This is a genomic window from uncultured Methanobrevibacter sp. (assembly GCF_902764455.1).
GTDB lineage: Archaea > Methanobacteriota > Methanobacteria > Methanobacteriales > Methanobacteriaceae > Methanocatella.
The window spans coordinates 1-18,040 of sequence record NZ_CACWVY010000001.1 but is presented as its reverse complement, the minus strand read 5'-3'; the positions used below and the strand labels follow the sequence as shown (position 1 = coordinate 18,040).

At 33.6% G+C, this 18,040-nt stretch carries 22 protein-coding genes; 16 read left to right on the top strand and 6 right to left on the bottom strand.

The window, feature by feature from the left end; genetic code table 11:
- The first annotated feature begins 23 nt into the window (after nucleotides 1–23).
- A complete protein-coding gene (locus QZU75_RS00110) occupies nucleotides 24–254 on the top strand; it encodes a PRC-barrel domain-containing protein (protein WP_296880917.1) in 231 nt (76 codons plus the stop codon).
- On the top strand, nucleotides 254–781 hold the full coding sequence (pyrE, locus tag QZU75_RS00105) for an orotate phosphoribosyltransferase (RefSeq protein ID WP_296880916.1): 528 nt from the start codon (nucleotides 254–256) through the stop codon (nucleotides 779–781). The genes QZU75_RS00110 and pyrE overlap by 1 nt, the downstream gene beginning before the upstream one ends.
- 27 nt (nucleotides 782–808) lie before the next feature.
- On the opposite strand, the gene QZU75_RS00100 is transcribed toward pyrE, so the two are convergent.
- From QZU75_RS00100 to QZU75_RS00085, 4 genes are read right to left on the bottom strand one after another with little or no spacing between them, the layout of a single operon-like run.
- The gene (locus QZU75_RS00100) at nucleotides 809–1,315 is read right to left on the bottom strand and encodes a molybdenum cofactor biosynthesis protein B (protein WP_296880915.1); all 507 of its coding nucleotides are present in this window, start codon (nucleotides 1,313–1,315) and stop codon (nucleotides 809–811) included.
- A 10-nt stretch (nucleotides 1,316–1,325) separates the two neighbouring features.
- Nucleotides 1,326–1,616 carry an ArsR family transcriptional regulator gene (locus QZU75_RS00095; protein ID WP_296880914.1) on the bottom strand — a complete coding sequence of 97 codons (291 nt, stop codon included), beginning with the start codon at nucleotides 1,614–1,616 and terminating at the stop codon, nucleotides 1,326–1,328.
- A 20-nt stretch (nucleotides 1,617–1,636) separates the two neighbouring features.
- A complete protein-coding gene (locus tag QZU75_RS00090; protein WP_296880913.1) occupies nucleotides 1,637–2,431 on the bottom strand; it encodes a winged helix-turn-helix domain-containing protein in 795 nt (264 codons plus the stop codon).
- A complete protein-coding gene (locus QZU75_RS00085) occupies nucleotides 2,428–3,219 on the bottom strand; it encodes a winged helix-turn-helix domain-containing protein (protein ID WP_296880912.1) in 792 nt (263 codons plus the stop codon). The genes QZU75_RS00090 and QZU75_RS00085 overlap by 4 nt, the downstream gene beginning before the upstream one ends.
- Before the next feature lie 267 nt (nucleotides 3,220–3,486).
- Here QZU75_RS00085 and QZU75_RS00080 point away from each other — a divergent pair, with 267 nt between their 5' ends.
- Genes QZU75_RS00080 through QZU75_RS00065 form a run of 4 tightly spaced genes read left to right on the top strand, consistent with a single transcriptional unit; the run spans nucleotide 3,487 to nucleotide 6,901 of the window.
- Complete coding sequence (locus QZU75_RS00080; protein WP_296880911.1) at nucleotides 3,487–3,993, top strand: type II toxin-antitoxin system VapC family toxin; 507 nt, start codon at nucleotides 3,487–3,489, stop codon at nucleotides 3,991–3,993.
- Nucleotides 3,990–5,105, top strand: a complete 1,116-nt coding sequence (locus tag QZU75_RS00075) for a DUF2117 domain-containing protein (protein WP_296880910.1) — start codon at nucleotides 3,990–3,992, stop codon at nucleotides 5,103–5,105. Before QZU75_RS00080 ends, QZU75_RS00075 begins: the two co-directional genes overlap by 4 nt.
- Before the next feature lie 17 nt (nucleotides 5,106–5,122).
- Nucleotides 5,123–6,097, top strand: coding sequence for a methanogenesis marker 2 protein (locus tag QZU75_RS00070; RefSeq protein ID WP_296880909.1), 975 nt, complete (start codon nucleotides 5,123–5,125; stop codon nucleotides 6,095–6,097).
- A gap of 12 nt (nucleotides 6,098–6,109) precedes the next feature.
- A complete protein-coding gene (locus QZU75_RS00065) occupies nucleotides 6,110–6,901 on the top strand; it encodes a DUF4013 domain-containing protein (RefSeq protein WP_296880908.1) in 792 nt (263 codons plus the stop codon).
- Nucleotides 6,902–6,914: 13 nt separating this feature from the next.
- Here QZU75_RS00065 and QZU75_RS00060 read toward each other — a convergent pair whose 3' ends face one another.
- Nucleotides 6,915–7,652: a thermonuclease family protein gene (locus QZU75_RS00060; protein WP_296880907.1), complete on the bottom strand. Its 738-nt coding sequence runs from the start codon at nucleotides 7,650–7,652 to the stop codon at nucleotides 6,915–6,917.
- 126 nt (nucleotides 7,653–7,778) lie between these two features.
- Between QZU75_RS00060 and QZU75_RS00055 the strand changes: the two genes are divergently transcribed.
- From QZU75_RS00055 to QZU75_RS00015, 9 genes are all read left to right on the top strand, one after another.
- Nucleotides 7,779–9,326 carry a methanogenesis marker 3 protein gene (locus tag QZU75_RS00055; RefSeq protein ID WP_296880906.1) on the top strand — a complete coding sequence of 516 codons (1,548 nt, stop codon included), beginning with the start codon at nucleotides 7,779–7,781 and terminating at the stop codon, nucleotides 9,324–9,326.
- The gene (locus QZU75_RS00050) at nucleotides 9,298–9,765 is read left to right on the top strand and encodes a methanogenesis marker 6 protein (RefSeq protein ID WP_296880905.1); all 468 of its coding nucleotides are present in this window, start codon (nucleotides 9,298–9,300) and stop codon (nucleotides 9,763–9,765) included. The genes QZU75_RS00055 and QZU75_RS00050 overlap by 29 nt, the downstream gene beginning before the upstream one ends.
- A gap of 13 nt (nucleotides 9,766–9,778) precedes the next feature.
- Nucleotides 9,779–10,234: a methanogenesis marker 5 protein gene (locus QZU75_RS00045; protein WP_296880904.1), complete on the top strand. Its 456-nt coding sequence runs from the start codon at nucleotides 9,779–9,781 to the stop codon at nucleotides 10,232–10,234.
- 2 nt (nucleotides 10,235–10,236) lie between these two features.
- Nucleotides 10,237–11,478 carry a methanogenesis marker 15 protein gene (locus QZU75_RS00040; RefSeq protein WP_296880903.1) on the top strand — a complete coding sequence of 414 codons (1,242 nt, stop codon included), beginning with the start codon at nucleotides 10,237–10,239 and terminating at the stop codon, nucleotides 11,476–11,478.
- Between the two features lie 18 nt (nucleotides 11,479–11,496).
- Nucleotides 11,497–12,051 carry a methanogenesis marker 17 protein gene (locus tag QZU75_RS00035; RefSeq protein WP_296880902.1) on the top strand — a complete coding sequence of 185 codons (555 nt, stop codon included), beginning with the start codon at nucleotides 11,497–11,499 and terminating at the stop codon, nucleotides 12,049–12,051.
- A gap of 71 nt (nucleotides 12,052–12,122) precedes the next feature.
- Nucleotides 12,123–12,989: a radical SAM protein gene (locus tag QZU75_RS00030; RefSeq protein WP_296880901.1), complete on the top strand. Its 867-nt coding sequence runs from the start codon at nucleotides 12,123–12,125 to the stop codon at nucleotides 12,987–12,989.
- 147 nt (nucleotides 12,990–13,136) lie between these two features.
- Nucleotides 13,137–14,057, top strand: coding sequence for a manganese-dependent inorganic pyrophosphatase (locus tag QZU75_RS00025; protein WP_296880900.1), 921 nt, complete (start codon nucleotides 13,137–13,139; stop codon nucleotides 14,055–14,057).
- 225 nt (nucleotides 14,058–14,282) lie between these two features.
- On the top strand, nucleotides 14,283–15,212 hold the full coding sequence (mtnA, locus tag QZU75_RS00020) for an S-methyl-5-thioribose-1-phosphate isomerase (RefSeq protein WP_296880899.1): 930 nt from the start codon (nucleotides 14,283–14,285) through the stop codon (nucleotides 15,210–15,212).
- A 219-nt stretch (nucleotides 15,213–15,431) separates the two neighbouring features.
- A complete protein-coding gene (locus QZU75_RS00015) occupies nucleotides 15,432–15,758 on the top strand; it encodes a hypothetical protein (RefSeq protein WP_296880898.1) in 327 nt (108 codons plus the stop codon).
- Nucleotides 15,759–15,936: 178 nt separating this feature from the next.
- On the opposite strand, the gene QZU75_RS00010 is transcribed toward QZU75_RS00015, so the two are convergent.
- On the bottom strand, nucleotides 15,937–16,941 hold the full coding sequence (locus QZU75_RS00010) for a class I SAM-dependent methyltransferase family protein (RefSeq protein WP_296880897.1): 1,005 nt from the start codon (nucleotides 16,939–16,941) through the stop codon (nucleotides 15,937–15,939).
- A 35-nt stretch (nucleotides 16,942–16,976) separates the two neighbouring features.
- Between QZU75_RS00010 and dph5 the strand changes: the two genes are divergently transcribed.
- On the top strand, nucleotides 16,977–17,768 hold the full coding sequence (gene dph5, locus QZU75_RS00005; protein WP_296880896.1) for a diphthine synthase: 792 nt from the start codon (nucleotides 16,977–16,979) through the stop codon (nucleotides 17,766–17,768).
- Nucleotides 17,769–18,040: the final 272 nt, after the last annotated feature.

Sequence of the window (18,040 nt, the reverse complement as noted above, 5' to 3'; positions counted from 1 at the left end):
CAATATATTGATAAGGTGACATAATGAGGATAAAAAATGAATTATGTGGAAAGGAAGTTCTGGATGCTGATATTCAGATTGCAGGAAAAGTCATAGATGTTGTTATGGATAAAGATACTTATGAAGTAACTGATTTGATTGTTAAAAAATCAGGATTTTCCCAACAGATAAAATCAAGCGAAGATGTCGTTCCTATAGAACTTGTCAAAGTAATTGGCGATAAAATTATACTTAAAGGGGTAGATGATATTTAATGATATCCAAAGAATATTTAATCGATTTATTGAAGAAAAATGAAGTATTTCTTGAAGGCGACTTTACTTTGTCTTCCGGAAAGAAAAGCAATTATTACATTAACATGAAAAAGGCCATTACAGAGCCGGAAATTTTATCAACTATTTCTAAACTAATCACTGATAAAATCAAAGATGATGAAATAGATAAGGTTGCAGGGCCTGCTTTAGGTGCAGTTCCAATAGCTACTGCAGTTTCTCTTGAATCAGGATTGCCGTTATTGATGATTAGAAAAGAAAAGAAAGGTTACGGCACATCCAAACTCATTGAAGGTGTACTGAACCAAAATGATAATGTCATTGTTGTTGAAGACGTTTCAACCACAGGAGGATCATTATTAAAAGCAATCAGAGCTATTCAGGATAATGGAGGTAATGTAACAAGGGCTTTTGTTGTTGTAGACAGACAAGAAGGAGCTATCGAAGAATTTGAAAAAGCAGGAATAAAACTAGAGCCATTAATAACTGTTAACGAATTCTTTGATTAAAAAAAGAAAAAAAGAAAAAAAATAATTTTATTTTTTCACATGATGGACAATATGGGGAAGTTCATCAATTATTATCCTCAATGCAGTTTTAACAGCATTAGGTGAGCCGGGCATTGATATTATAAGTGTTTTTTTATAAATCCCCGCAGTTGCTCTGGAAAGTAGAGCAGCTGAACCTATTTCTTCATATGACACGGCTCTAAAAATTTCACCAAACCCGTCCAGTTTTTTTTCGAAAAGTGATTCAACAGTTTCAACAGTGATGTCTCTTGGTGCAAGACCGGTTCCACCGTTGGTTATAATAACATCAGTTTCATCCTCAATCATTGTTTCGATAGAATTGATCAAATCGTCTTTTTCATCAGGAATCAAGCTTCTAGATTTTAAGGTATATCTAGATTCAATTTCTCCAGCAATGTATTTTCCAGATAAATCTAATTTTTCTGACTTTCTACTATCACTGAGAGTTATTATTCCGCAGCTAATGTCTGCAGATGCTTCTTTTTGATGTTCTGTTGATGTTTCACTTTTCATTGTATGCCTCTTATTGTTTTTTTTCATAAAATTGTTCTTTGATAATTTTATATTCATCCAGGTTTTTAATTAATTTATCGCTTGGATGAAAATAGTTATACTTTTCGAATTTTTCTTTAGTGGCGTATTGATGGTTGCAAATTATTTTCATATGGTGGACAATTGTTTTGTAATCGAGGCACAGTGCTTTTGAAAGCTGATTTGCATTTTGAGGCTTTAATATAATTGCATCTAAAATACGCATTGTGTTTTTCCCACCGGGTCTTCCGATTAAAAGGTTGTATAGTTCTTTATCTTTCATATAAAATATCACCTTTATCTTTATTCAATATAATATTTCCACAATGATGAAGCCCATTTTTTTGCATTGGCATCTTGTGCAATTAGAATTTGGGAATCATCATAATGCCCGTCCTTAAAAAATAATGTCAATGACATAAATTCTTCAGAATGGGTTAAAAATATTTTCATGGTCCTGTTAGTGATAATCGGATTTACTTTTTTGTTTTCAAGTAACTCCTTTTTGAATAATTCATTGTTTTCAATTGAATTATAAATCTCATCACTAACAATCATTTCCAATTTTTCTAATTTACCTGAATTTAAAAGGTCAATTATATGCTTAAAATGATTTTCTGAGTATATTGGCAGAATCATTCGTATTTCGCTAGATTGTGAAAGTAAGTTAATGTATTTGTTAAATGCAATGGATAAATCGCTTGTGGTGGAATTTATATATTTTGCATCTTTTAACAGGTAAATTTTTTTCATAGAGTCCTCTGGAATGTCAGATAAATCATGATTGTCCCAGAAGGACTCGCATTTGCTTAAAGCATACCAGTTTTCGATTAACTTTACCATATTGGTTGTCAATAAATAGCCGTTTGATGTTAATTCATAACATTTTTGAGCTTTTCTGACAAGGTTTATCGTCTCCAGTTCTTTAAGCCCATGCAATATGGTTGCTGATGGTTTGGATAGGTCTTTTCTTAATTCCTCTAAATTTTTAGGAATTTCGTATAGTGCTAATAGTAATTTAGCACGCATACTGGATGTTAGGATGTATTTGATATCCCTGTATTCTCGTGTTAGTTCCTGTTTGCTTTCGTGTTTCATTGTATCACCTCGTGTTTCACATGATTGAAGAGTTCTTCAGCCCATTCATATGACTTTTTATCATCTGAAATCAGAATTCTGTTCTGATCGAAACTGTCATCATTTTTAAATAAGCCCAGGCTCATTTTTTCATCACAGATGGTTAAATATAAATATATCTCATCTGTCACTGAATGAAGTTTCAATTTGCCGTTTTTTATTGCATCCTTTTTCAGCTGTTCATTAACTGGAGCCATCATTGCTTTTAGGATGTTTTTCGGAACAATCAATTCTATTGTGCCTCCGTTTTTTAAAATATTTTCAATCAATTCGGGATACTCCGGATGAAGATAAGGAAATATTGCTTTAACCTCTTTGGATTCTACCAATTGTTTTTTTATGGTATTGTGAGTTTTATAAATGTCAAGAGGGGTTGTTTCAATCAGTTTGGAATCTTTCAAATCGGTAATGTTCTGCATGGAATCCATGCTCAGCTGATTTAGATTGTGCATATACCAGAATGCATTGAAGTTGTTGATTATCTCAACACTTCTTTTAAATTCCATCAGGGTGTTAAAATAGATTTTAGCCATTGGATTTAAGTGGTATCTCTTTTTAACTTTTCCAATATATTTCTTCTCCTCTAACTTATTAATATTGCTTGAAACAGTACTGTATGCAAGTTTTGTTCTTTTAACAATTCCACGAACATTGTCTGGGCAAATATTCAATTCATTAAGGATTTTCAAACGAATTTCTGATTTTGCAAGAAATTTTATATCATTATTGATTTCATTTTGTGGATACATTTTTTTCCTCCATTTTTTTTATTCATAAAAATTCTTGAAATTTTCCTAGAATTTTTCTGTAATAAGTCATTTTGCTATTTAAAGTTAAATAGATTGTTCCAAACTTCTCCATAACTTATTCCAAAGCTTTTCCAAGGTTATTCCAATCTTCTCCCAGACTTGTCCCAAACTTTTACCTATCTTGTCCCAATCATGTCCATATCAGGTTGCACTCAATATTTTTTTCATGGCTAAGATTTATTAATTTATAAAATTATAATATCAAGCATGAAAACATGTTACGTATTAGATGCATCTGCATTCATTAATGGTTTTCAATTAACTTCTAATGAAAATTACACGGTTTCTGAAATTACAGCCGAAATCAAGGATTTCGAGTCACGTTTAAAATTGGATTCGGCTATAGCCGAAGGATTACTGGTTATATCTGATGTGAATAAAAAGTATATTAGGTGTGTGAATGATATTATATATGAAAGTGGTGATATTTTAAGGTTATCCTTACCTGATAAGAAATTAATTGCACTTGCATATAAATTGTCCCATGAAGGCAAGAATGTCAAAGTCATTACTGATGATTATACTATTCAGAATACCTTAAAAATAATGGGCATTCCTTTTTCAGGTGTTATAACTGAAGGAATTAAAGGAATTTATAATTGGAAAAAGGTATGTGAAGGTTGTAAAAAGGAATTTGATGAGGATTATCCTTTTGATGATTGTGAGATTTGTGGATCAAAAATATTCAAAAAAAGAATCAAGGTGAATAAATGAGAATAGGTATTGTAGTTCACGGTCCGAATATTATCGATTCAGGCTATGCATTAAAGTTAATTAATCTCCTTGGGGAATATGGTGAAATTTCAGTAAGGCTTGGTGGAACAATGGGTCGAACTGCTGTTATTGATGCCAGTTTGGAGGATATTATTGACATTTCCCGCAAATTGGTTCCAAGCGATTCTTTGAAAATATTTCATGATGATAATGTTGATGTAATCTTTTTGCTTAACTATGGAAAATCAGATGTTACTGGCCAGGTTTTTGGTTATAAGGTTTATAATCATTATGTTGAAAAGATTGATGATAATGATGCTCCAATAATTCAAATAGAACGGCCGGGTGAAGACGACGGAAGCATTATCCCGTGGAATAATGATTGTGACCTAGTTAAAGAACTGTCTCGAAGGCTGAATTTGACTGTTGTAAAACCTGAAGAAGTTTATGATGCCCACATCAGACAGGATAATGCAGGTGTTAATCAGAGAGTGGTTCATGGGGTAAGTCCTGGTGAAAATATAATGGTCAACAGTGTTGTTATAGGAAAGACAAATTCAGATAGACTCACGCTGATTTCAAAGGACAATCACATTGTCGATATAATGGGGGGTGAGCTCAAGCAGCACGGTCTTGAAAAACTGGGTGAGGTGGATCTTGATAGTGCAATTATTAAAACAGGACTTTTAAGGCATGCAAAGGTAACTCCACGTGTTATTTCAAAAGATAAACCAGATAATTTTAAAGTGACATTTCTGGACCATGCTGGTGAAGATGTTTATCGATTCCGGGATTCCAGTTTGGTTATTACTGTAGGTGATGATACAACTTTGATATCTTCTGACATTCTGTATAGATTTGATATACCTATAATTGGAATAACTGATGGGGATTTGGACAAGGTTGTGGAAGACGGATTCAAGGTTAAAAATTCTATCATCTTTGAAGTTGAAAGTGGTTTTGATGACATCTGCGGTCAAGATATTAAAAGGATAATGTTTGGCGACAAACAGGTTTCATGCAGCTTCTCAGATACTGAAGAAGTTAAGGATAAAATCATAGAAATAATAAATAATATTAATTGCAAATACAAAGTTAATTATATTAATTAAGATAGGGAGTGTAATCTTTGAATTTTAAAAATCTCGTTAAGGAAATTCAAGAATTTAAAGGAGTGTCACGTAAAAGCTCCATTGATAATGTAATATCTCTTTTAAAGGAATCTTATAATGTTTCAGGAGATGTTGTCATTGATATAGGAGATGATGCTTCAGCTATTGACATAGGAAACAATCAGGTATTGTTAATTGCCGCAGATGGAATTTGGGGCGATATCATGAATGTAAATCCGTATTGGGCAGGATACTGTTCTGTACTTGTAAATGTTAATGATATAGCTGCAATGGGCGGAAAACCTCTTGCAATGGTAAACATAATGTCAATAAGCAATGATGAGATTTATGAAGATTTATTGAATGGAATTAAAGACGGATGTCTTAAGTTCGGTGTTCCTATGGTGGGAGGCCACCTGCATCCTGATGGTGAAGTCGACTCGTTGGGTGTAGCTATTGCAGGTATTGCGCAAAAAGACAAAATCATAACAAGTTTTGGAGCTGAAGTTGGCGATAAAGTAATAGTGGCAATAGATCTTGACGGCAAGCCTCATGAAATGTTCGCTCTGAACTGGGATACCACTTACGATAAGGATGCACAGCTGGTTCGAGACCAGATTACTGCAGTCCAATACCTTGCTGAAAATGATTATATTAAATCCGGAAAGGACATTTCAAATCCTGGAATTCTTGGAACTCTTGAAATGCTTCTTGAAACATCACACAAGGGTGCAGTCGTTAATCTTGAAGACATTCCAAGAAATGAAAGTGTTGAATGGGTGGATTGGCTTCGCTCTTATCCTGGTTCAGGATTTGTATTCACTGCTGAAGAGGATAAATGTGATTTCATTAAACAATATTTGGCGAAATATTCTATTGAAGCAGAAGTGGTTGGTGAGGTAACTGACTCCGACAATATGATATTAAATTACAAAGACCAGCAGGCAGAAGTATTTAACCAGAATATTAATCCTGTATTCATATTTAAATAATGATGTGATTTTATGGACGTAGGCAAAATAATATCAAATTCATTCAGATATCCTTTTAGAAATATTAAAAAACTGCCTATTCTATTTATTATATTTATTTTATCGGCTATTATACCAATTGGAATAATATTTGACAACAGATATGTTACTATTATTGGAGTATTTGCATTCTTTTTATTCATTCTGATTGCACCTGGATATATGTTTTCAATGATTGATTTCGGGTTGAATGAATCCTCCATGTTCCCGTCCATAAGTTTTACAAGGAATGTCTATAACAGTCTTCGTTTATGGGTATTGAGAATTGTATATATGATTGTTCCTGCTTTGGTTTTTTTTATTGCTCTTTCTACATTGGGAGTTTCAAGCATTGATCTTCTTAAAAACTTAAAGGTTATAGAATTTCTGCTGACTCTGGGTTTAACTTTTATTATAATTTTAGTCATATATCTCTTATTTGAGTTCTTATTATTCTTCGCAAAGGCTAGACTTGCTTATTTGAACAGTCTGTCTGAAGCATTAAAGATGCATAAAGTTGTTTTGGATATTAAAAATATTGGTTTAAAAAACATTATTAAATGGCTAATTCTTATGGTGATATGTATGGTTGTCGTTTCAGCTATTTCATCATTGGTAATGTCAATTCCATATGTTGGATTTTTAATTTACTTCTGTGTTATCATTCCAACACTGGAAAGTATAGCTAACTACTCATTAGGATTGTTATATTCAAATATTGCTGTAAGAGAAGGCAATTTGGACAAATTAAATAGGGAAGTCCAGCAGTTAAAATATTTAAATTAAAAAAAAGAAAAGATTAGGGATTGCATATTTTGCAGGGTACGTATCCCTGATTTATCGCTTCATCCCTGCTTGAGAAAAATACTTTGTTGCCTTCAGACATTTTGCTCACACTTCCGCAGCTTGAAATGTGGAATTTTCCGCTGTTTGAATTTCCAACATAATTTCCGGAAGCTGATGACGTATCGCTTGAAGAATTGCTTGATGAAGATGATGAACTGTGTGTGTCGGCTACATGGGTATTGCTTCCAGCCCAGTCATAAGGGTAAAATTCACTTGGAGGCATGTACATAATTTCTGCAAGCCCTTCTTTTAAAAGCATTTCATTAACGTTTTTTCCATCAACAATAACGACAGCCAATGTACGTCCGTATTTGTCATTGTGTTTTCTATCGTCGATGTCCAGTCCGACTTCCTTGTTCAGACATAGTTTCTGAACGAAATTCTTGGAGGTAATGTAGCCCTCAACACCTCTTTCGGGAGTGTTTACACCGACAAAACGAACCTTCTTACCATTATCTAAATAAATTGTGTCTCCATCAACCACATTAGTACAAACCGCACTTTCTTCAACGTGACACTCGCTGTCGGAATATTGACTTAGAATGTCTGATGCAGACATGTCATAGTATTTGGAACTTGGAATGCTGTGTGAAAAACCGGTTCCTGTATAAGCACTGGCTATTGAAATAGCTCCAAGGGCCAAAACGAATATTATCACTAAAGAAAAAACATGTTTTTTTGTAATGGTCATTTATTTTTCCTCCTTGTAATATTGTTAGCACTGTGTGTAAATAAACTTTTTGAAATCAAATAAATAATTTTAATATATAAAAAGATAATAAATATATAATATTAAAAATTCTTATTAGGAGATTGTATGTTAATTAAAATTAATGGAGAAGAAATGAATGTGGCAGAAGGTTCCTCAATTCAGGATGTGATTGATGAAACTAATGCGCCATATACTCCTGGTAGTATTGTTTGTTTGATTAAGGGAAAAAAGGAACTTGAGAAAAATATAAGCAAGTATAAAATTAAAACAAATAAGGGTTCTATAATCATTCAATTGGATGAATCTGATGAAGCAAAACCTTTGGTTGACGTATGGAAAAGTCAATATGAAGATTTTGTTGACTTGAATATCAGATGGTCCACTCCAACTGAAGTGGCTGTTGGTCCTGTTGTAACTGATTTGGAACCGACTTCTGAAGAATACAAATATTATGAAGGAGATGTTGTTTTAAGTTTATCCAGTTTTAGTAATGAGTCTACTCATTTAATAATGCTTAAGGAAAATACCACTAATGTTTACAGTGTGCCGCCATATAACAAGGGTATTTTTGCTCGTGTCATTGGAGGTAAAAAAACATTGGAAAACCTCACAGATGATGACAGTGTAACAGGTGTTGAGCCGATTATAGAAAGAAGTACAACTACCGATAGCGCTTCAGTATCTGATTTAAATACAATATTGGAAGAAGGAAATGAGTTGTATACCTACATATCTTTTGATATTGATGAGGAATCTCCTGTCTGTGTGGAACATTTATTTTCACTGATTAAAGACGGCAGAATCAAAGTTTCTTATGATAGTGAATCTTTCATAGGTTTTTATGACTTGGAAGGTATTGAAAAACCTAAAGAGGATACTACCCAAAGACTCAGGGGAACAATCACTGTCAGAAATAATGGTGTTGGTGTCGGAAAACTCTTCGTATATCGTGAAAATAGGGTTTTAACTCCGAACCATACTACTGTTGGAAAAATTATAAACGGTATGGAAATCATCGATATTGCAAAGGAAAACGATTTCATAACTGTCAAATCCGAAAGACAAAGGCTGATGTTATTGAACAAAACTCAAAAAGAAGCTACAGAATTATTGTCTGCTGCAGGTATTGAGCATTTGATTGATGGAATCATTGATGATGATGCAATAATCGTCGAACAAAATCCGAAACATACAATAGATATCCTAAAAGAGGGCAGTGTAATCACTAAAGCTATCAGTGAAGATGATTTATGTAAAATTAAGTTTTCAGATGATGCACCAAGGTCTGTTAAATATTTCAAACGCTTATCTGGTCTTTTAGAAAATCCTGTAGGAAAAATAAAAGTCCATTTTGCAGTACCTGGAATGCATATTGTTATGTTTGAAGGGGATAAGAAATCAGCTAAAGGTTTAATCCCTGAAAATAATCCTGTCGATAAGGTTATAAGAGGTCAAATCGGTATTACAAACATGGCTTCAAAAAGTGCAGGTTTAATAGGTATCAGATTCGAAGACAATTTTGAATTTGGTCCTACTGCAGAAAATTTTGAAGCGACTAATATTATTGGTGATATTGTTTCAGATTATGATGCTCTTGAAGAATTAAAAGAAGGAGTTGTAGTATATGTCACAGAATCTAACAATGAGTCCTGATTTGGGTAAGGAAGATTGGGACCCGGATGTAATTACTCGTATGATATTTATTGGGCCTGGAGCTCATGTAAGTGAACAGGAGATTGTAAGTGAATTTCATATGCTTGGTTTGCCTCTTACAATAAAGAACACTTGTTATGGGTCTATGATAAGTGGAAAAAGTGAAGATGTCTATAAAGCTATTGAAGAGATAAGAAAACTCGATCCAAACCACATTTTCACAAAGGAAAGAGGTTTTGCTCCTGGTGATCCTAGAAGATGCAGAGGTCATAGATTTGGTCCTAGGGAAGGATTCCACCAAATGGAAAAGGAATACCGTATACTCGGTTTTGTTTCTGAAGCTTTGGAAAATCCTAAAGAGGTTGAGCTTGAAGAGAAAAAACCGGTTGATGTTGACGAATTTAAAAAAATTATGGATGAATGTTTAGAAAATAAATAATATGGGTGAAAATATGGTTAAAATTGCAGTTTATCCTCCAAATTCATTAATTTTGGCAGATTTACTTGAAAGGAAAGGTCACACTCCTTTAGTTTTACAAAAACAAATTAGGCAGAAGATTAAAGATCCGGAGATTGATTCTCCTCCAATGAACATTACTGAAGAAGATCCGATTAAAGGACTTAAATATGCAGCTATTGAGGTTCCGTCAGGGGTTCGTGGAAGAATGGCTATTATCGGACCGATTATAGATGAAGCTGAAGCAGCAATTGTTGTTGATGGTGCTCCTTACGGATTTGGATGTATCGGTTGTGCCAGGACTAACGAATTATCTATATTTTTACTTAGAAATAAAGGTATTCCTGTATTGGAACTTAATTATCCTACTAATCAAGATGAAACATATGTTATGGTAAATGAAATTAACGAATTTGTAGATTCCCTTGAAGAAACTACTGAGGAGGAATAAGAATGGTTAAAATTGCTTTAGTTTCATGTGGAACTGAATATAGTGGAATTCAAAAGGAAATTGAAAAGGCAGCAAATAAGTTTGGTGCAGAAATTGTTCTTCCTGAAATCGATTTGGATTATATTGATGAATCATATGAAAAATTCGGATTTTCAGCTCAAAGTTCAAGCTTAAAATTAATGATTGCAAGAGCTATGGCTATTGTTGAAGGCAGGTCCAAACCTGATGCAGTATTTATTGCAACCTGTTTTAGATGTGCAGAAGCAGCATTGGTCAGAAATGAAGTCAGACGTTTTATCCAGAATAATACTCGTATTCCAGTAGTTACTTACTCATTCACTGAAAGAACAAAAGCTGATGAACTATTCATCCGTATGGAAGCATTGGCTACTACTGTAACTCGTAGAAGCATTCTTGCTCGTGAAAAACAAGAAGGTCTTACTCTTGGTCTTGACTCAGGTTCAACAACTACAAAAGCAGTGCTCATGGAAAACAATGAGGTTATCGGTACCGGTTGGACATCCACCAAAGACATCATTGAATCTGCAAAAACAGCCGCTGCAGAAGCATTCGGACAAACAGATTATGACTGGGATGACCTTGATGGTATTGGAACCACAGGTTACGGTAGATTTACCATGGGTCAGGAATTCAAGGCTGAACTTATTCAAGAAGAATTGTCAGTTAATGCAAAAGGTGCAGTATATCTTGCAGACTGTCAGAAAGGTGAAGCTACTGTATTGGATATCGGAGGTATGGATAACAAGGTAATTACTGTAAATAACGGTATTCCGGATAACTTTACCATGGGTGGTATCTGTGCAGGAGCATCTGGAAGATTTTTGGACATGACTTCCCGTAGGCTGGATGTTGACATTACTGAATTGGGTCCTTTGGCAGTTCAGGGTGACTGGAGAAAAGCAATGTTGAATTCATATTGTATCGTATTTGGTATTCAGGATCTTGTTACCACCCTTGCGGCAGGAGGTTCCAAAGCTGATGTAGCAGCTGCAGCATGTCATTCAGTATCTGAACAGGTTTATGAACAGCAACTTCAGGAAATTGATATTCGTGAACCTTTAATCCAAGTTGGAGGAACAAGTTTAATTTCAGGTCTTGTTGAAGCGGTAAGTGAAACTTTAGGTGGAATTGAAGTTATTGTTCCTGAATATTCTCAACATATCGGTGCTGTAGGAGCAGCTCTTTTAGTATCAGGAATGGGACACAGACAAGATGACAAATAATTATTAAGGGTTGATAAAATGTTAGTTGAATGCTATGATGAAAGAGGTGCAGAAGTTTATGAAATCATCATCAAGCAGATATTTCAGGATTTGGTTTTGGGAGCTGCCGTTGATGATTTGAGAGCTTATGTAAATCCTGATGATCCTGTATTTGTCTTAGCTATTAAAATGAAGAAAACTTCAAGTGTGGTTACATTTGAAGATGTTGCTAATCTTAGCTATGTTAAAGAAGATGATATTACTCGTATTATTGTTGATAACGAAAATTATCTCCCGAACATTTTAAAACAGTTGTGGAGAAGATTTTCAAGAGATGAAATTTATCAGCCGAACAGGTATCAGCTCGAAATTGCAGGCGACCATGTAGATTTGAAAACCATTGTTATTGATGATCCTCATTCCAATTTACAAAGGAGAATTTACGATGCAATATTTAGAATATTGCCTGAAGGTTTTAAAATCATTAAAGACATGTCCACTGAAGATATTGTAACTGTAGTGGCTACTGATGAGTTAATCAAGGATGCATGGATAGAAAAAGCTAATGAATATATATCTGAATTAAACGGATAAATATAGAAAAGTTTATATAATTGTTCGTATCAATACAAATTAACAGATGTTATATGAAGGGAAGTGATAGTATGGCTGAGCATAAAGGTTCAAGATTCGCACACATAACAAAAGCACATCCATGTTTTAATGAAAAAATGCATGATAAAGTAGGAAGAGCACATGTGCCTGTTGCACCAAAATGTAATATCTTTTGTAACTTCTGTACAAGAGATATTAACAATGAAGAAGACAGGCCGGGTGTTGCAAGCTGTGTTATGGATGCTGATGCCGCAATAAAACATGTTAATGATGTAACTGCAGAAGGTCCTATTTCAGTTGTAGGTGTTGCAGGTCCTGGTGATTCTCTTGCTAACGAAGAAACTTTTGAATTTTTTGAAAAATTAGCAAAAGAGCAGCCTGATTTAATTAAATGTATGAGTACTAATGGGCTTTTACTTCCAAAATATGCAGATAAACTTGCAGAACTTGGAGTAAATTCTGTTACTGTAACAATAAATGCAATCGATCCGGACATTGCTGTTGATATTTATTCTTTCATTAAATACGAGGGAAAAATCTATAAAGGCTATGATGCAGTCAATATTCTAATCAAAAATCAATTGGATGGTGTTGAAAAAGCAGCAGCCAATGGCATGGTTGTAAAAGTTAATTCCGTTTTAATTCCGGGATTGAATGATGAACATATCGTTGAGATTGCAAAGGAAGTTAAAAAACGCGGTGCTTCTTTAATGAATATCTTGCCGTTAATTCCTTTAGCTAAGATGAAACATTATTCACGTCCTGACTGTTCCATGATGGAAAGTGTCAGAGAACAAGTTGAAGAGATTATACCTGTATTTAGAGCATGTACTCAATGCAGAGCAGATGCTTATGGAATACCTGGTAAGAAAAGCGAAGATCATCATTTGGGAATGACTCCACAAAGTCATTACTAAATACTTTTTTTTATTTTTACTATTAAATTTTTCAAAATATGTTTCTTTTGAGAGTTTACTGATTTTTTTTGCAATGGCAATATTAAATAAGATGAAAAAGATATTATTAAGTGTTATTAATATTAATTTTTTTAAGGAATCGATAATATGGTTAAAACTTATGTTTTTGGACATAAAAGTCCGGATAGTGATAGTATTACTTCAAGTTTGGTAATGACTAACTTGGAAAAAGAATTAGGAAACTCTGAAGCTCAGGCTTACAGATTAGGTAACATTAATAAAGAAACAGAATTTATTTTAAATTATTTAGACATTGATGCACCTGAACTTTTGGAGGATGTTGAAGATGGTGCCGATGTTATTTTAGTCGATCACAACTCTCCGGCAGAATCTGTTGACAATTTGGAAAATGCAAATATTTTAAAAGTCGTTGACCATCATAAATTGGCTCTGGAAACTTCATATCCTTTATTTTTAAGGTTTGAACCTGTTGGATGTACTGAAACTATCTTATGCAAATTATATAAAGAAAACGGTGTTGAAATTACTAAAGAAATAGCAACATTAATGTTGTCTGCTATTATTTCAGACACTTTACTTTTAAAATCTCCTACAACAACTGATGATGATAAGAAAGCTGTTGAGGAACTTGCAAAAATCGCTGAAATTAACTATGAGGAATACGGTTTGGATATGCTTAAGGCTGGAACTGATTTAAGCAGTTTCACCATTGATGAAATATTGGCATTGGATGCAAAACAGATCGACTTTAAAGATGTTAAATCCATTGTAAATCAGGTTAATACTGCAGATATTTCTGATGTAATGGCAATGAAAGAGGATTTGGAAGCTGGAATTAATAAAATCATTGAAGATGAAGATTTGGACTTGTTCATGCTTTTAATAACTGATATTGTTAACAGCAACTCTCAGGTAATTGTCCTTGGAAAAGATGCAGGACTTGTTGAAAAAGCATACGGTGTGAAATTGGAAGATAATACTGCATTGCTTGAAGGTGTTGTTTCACGTAAAAAACAAGTAGTGCCTATTATGACTGAAAATGCTTAAAGTATTACATTTTGCATTGCTTTTTTCAATTTCATATAAAAACTTATAAATGATAACTTGATAAATAATATATAAGATGTATTTTTAATACGTCTCTAATCAAATCCTTTTTAGGATATTTTATAAAAAAGCATAGTTATAAACGATGCTCAAGCATTAAACAAAATTAGAAACTAACACTTAATTATGCTTTTTTTCTTATTTTATTTTTTTTAAGGTGTTAAAATGAAAACACTTGAATGGGAAGATAACAAATTAAAACTTATTGATCAAAGAAAACTTCCTGATGAGTTGACTTATGTTTATTGTGATAACTATCAGGATGTTATTGTTGCAATTAAAAATATGACTGTTCGAGGAGCTCCTGCTATTGGAGTGGCAGCTGCTTTTGGAATGGCACTGGCTGACATTAACGGTGTTGACTTGGATAAAGCAGCTGTAGAAATTAAAGCGGCAAGACCGACAGCGGTTAATCTGTTTTGGGCAGTTGACAGGGTATTGGGCAGTGATGATGCACTTGCAGAAGCACTAAAAATGTATGGGGAAGACATGGCTACAAATAGAGCTATAGGAAAATATGGTTCTGAGATAATTGATGATGGGGATACTGTTTTGACTCATTGTAATGCAGGAGCATTAGCCTGTGTTGATTATGGAACTGCACTTGGAGTATTTAGGGCTGCAAGGGATGCTGGCAAAAACATCAATGTAATCTGTGACGAGACCCGTCCGCGCGGGCAGGGTGCAAGCCTGAGTGTTTGGGAAATGCAGCAGGAAAACATTCCAGTTAAATTGATTCCTGATGTTGCATCAGGATTTTTAATGTCTCAAGGAAAGATTGATAAGGTTGTAATCGGTGCTGACAGAATAGCAAAAGGCGGTGTTGTAAACAAGGTAGGATCATTTATGGTAGCTCTTGCTGCAAAACACCATGATATTCCATTTTATGTAGCTGCACCTTATTCAACATTTGACAATGAAATCAATATCTATGATACAGTTATTGAAGAGCGTGACGGTGATGAAGTAAGGTATTATGGAGGTGCAAGAATCTGTCCTGAAGGCACTGAAGTCATTAATCCTGCATTTGATATAACTCCAAAGGAACTGATTACAGGTATCATAACAGAAAAAGGAATTATTGACCCGATTTAGATGATAATTCTTTACCTTTAATTTTTTTTATTAATTGAAATTTGATTATATGTTAAGTATTTAAACAATAAAAATTAAAATTATTAAATAACATTTGAGATAATTTCTACTAATACCCATCAAAATAAATTAAAGTATTGAGTTTATTTTTGATGAAATTTACAAAAATATTGTAATACTTAGAGATTTGAAACTTGTTGATAATGGTGAGGAGAAAATATGGAAGTTAAAAGTAATAAATCAACAGATTATCCCCCTTTGATTAAGGATTTAGTAAAGGAATTATTGAAAGGCGATTTTGTACATTTCAAAATATTATGTGCCAATGAGGTTCATCATTTTAATAAGGAAACTGACTGCATTATTGAATTTGAAGAAACCTACGTTAAAGAAACAAGCGCTAATGGGGATATGTTATACATAGCTTATCCTGATATCTTTAGAGTAAAAGTATACAGAGATATAAATAAATACATGGAAGACCAGAAGAAAGCTGATGCATTCAATGATGATGATTTATGGACAGGTAATAGAATCCAGTTCTAAATTTTGAATGCCTTTCTCTTTTTTTTATTTTTTTTTACATTAATTTAACTTTTTTTTATTTGAACTTCTGTTTTTTAGTGCTTGATATATATCCTTGTTTTTCGTTTAACTGTTAACTGCAATTGCTCACTGTTAATGTAAAGTTGCTTTTATAATTTTGATAGTTTCAATTTTAAAATCATTTTGATATGACCTTTCCATCAATAGCTACATGCCATTCTCCCGGTGCTGTTGACTTCACTTTGCGGGTGTTTATGATTTCAACATCCTTTCCGATTTGGGCTGCAGCATGCCTTAACCTGTTTATTCCCTGTTCGTATGAATCTGAAAACTCATAATAGTTGATTATTCCTCCTTCTTCAATCAGATTCACGGCAACGTCAAGGAAAGTATATGCAAGGCCCGGAAGGTTCATAAGTATTCTGTCAAACTTGCAGTTAAATGACTCGCTAACATCTCTTATGTCTCCGCAATATGATTTAACGTTTCCTTTTAGTTTGTTAAGTTCAATATTTTCATTCAGATATTTTATTGCAGCTTCATTAATGTCAACTGCAGCAATGTCGACATTATGGTTTTTAGCTATTAAAATTGGAAACGGTCCGATTCCACAGAACATATCTAAAATCCTTTCGCCGTCAGATACACTGTTGCTTATGCGTATTCTTTCGGTTGCAAGCCTAGGTGAAAAATAAACTTCACGGACATCAAGCTTTAGGCGAACTCCATGTTCCTTGTGAATTGTAACTGAATCGTCTGTTCCTGCTAAAAATTCCAGATCTCTAATGCGTATTGTTCCTTTAATTGCACTTTTTTTCATGTAGATGGCCTGTTTACCTGTAAATTTGAGTGCTGCTTCACCAATCATCTGCCTTTTATCATATAAATTGTCAGGAATTTCCAAAATCACGATATTTCCAATTGTATCAAAGGAGGTTTTCAGATTCTCAATTTCTTCGTGGCTTAATTCGCCTTCAAGCAGCTCTGAAAAATTGTGGGCGACTTTTTTCATTGGTTCCAGTTCAATGTCTACAATTTCATGGCCTTCGATTTCGCTGTTTACAGGAATGTATCCAAATCCGTCGGATGTTTTTATCCTGTAATCCATATTCATCTGACCGTCGGCCATTAATTTTAAACGGGTATCATTAATTTGTTTTAATGGAACTTTTACGCATTTCATAACATTTATTATGTTTAAATTATTATATAATGTATATGTTTTATTTAGTGGGTTTAGGATTATTTGATGAGAAAGACATATCCCTTAAAGGATTGGAATGTTTAAAAAATGTAGATAAGATATATGCCGAATTTTTCACTTCAAGATTATTCGGTTCCAGTTTCGATACAATCGAGGAACTGATAGGTAAGGAAATTGAAGTTTTGGTTAGAAACGAGGTTGAAGAGGAACATAAATTTATTGAAGAGGCAAAAACCCAGAATGTAGCTTTAGTTACTGGAGGAGATCCTCTGATTGCAACAACTCACAGTGATTTTTTAGTTCAGTGTTCCAAAAAAGGCATAGAATTTGAAGTTATTCACGGTTCTTCAATTTTATCCTCAGCACCAGCCATTTCAGGTCTTCAGGGATACAAGTTCGGTAAAGTTACAACCATTCCGTTTCCGGATTATAACTTTTATCCGAAATCACCATATGAAGCCATTGAAGAAAATCTTAAAATGGATTTGCATACTCTGGTTTTACTAGACATCCAGGCCCACAAAGACCGTTACATGACTGTCAATCAGGGTTTGGAATATCTTTTAAACATTAAAAATGACCTTGACCGTGAGGGATTGATAGATGAGGACACTTTGGCTATGGGTATTGCCCGTGTTGGTTCAAAAAATGTTTGTGTCAGAGCCGGAAAAATTAGCAAATTGATTGATTTTGATTTTGGAGGTCCTTTACACTGTATTATAATTCCTTCAAAACTTCACATTGTAGAAGCTGAATATCTGGTAGAAATTGCTGGAGCAGACTCAAGTATTCTTGATGATGTTTAATTTGAAAGGGAGAGTGGGGAAGTAGTGTTTTTCCACTTCCCGAATTTAGAACTTTTTTATAACTTTTTTTAAGATTATAAAAAGGGTGATTGATTTCCGATTTAGATATGTAATTTAATTCATATCGTTTATTAATTTTGTTTTATTATTATTTAAATATTATTATTTTATTCGAGTCTGTAAAATTTTATAGGCTTATTTAATTTTTATGTGATTTTGAGTCCAATTTTGCATTTGGAAGTCTAAAAATGTCAGAATTCCTTCTTTAGTTT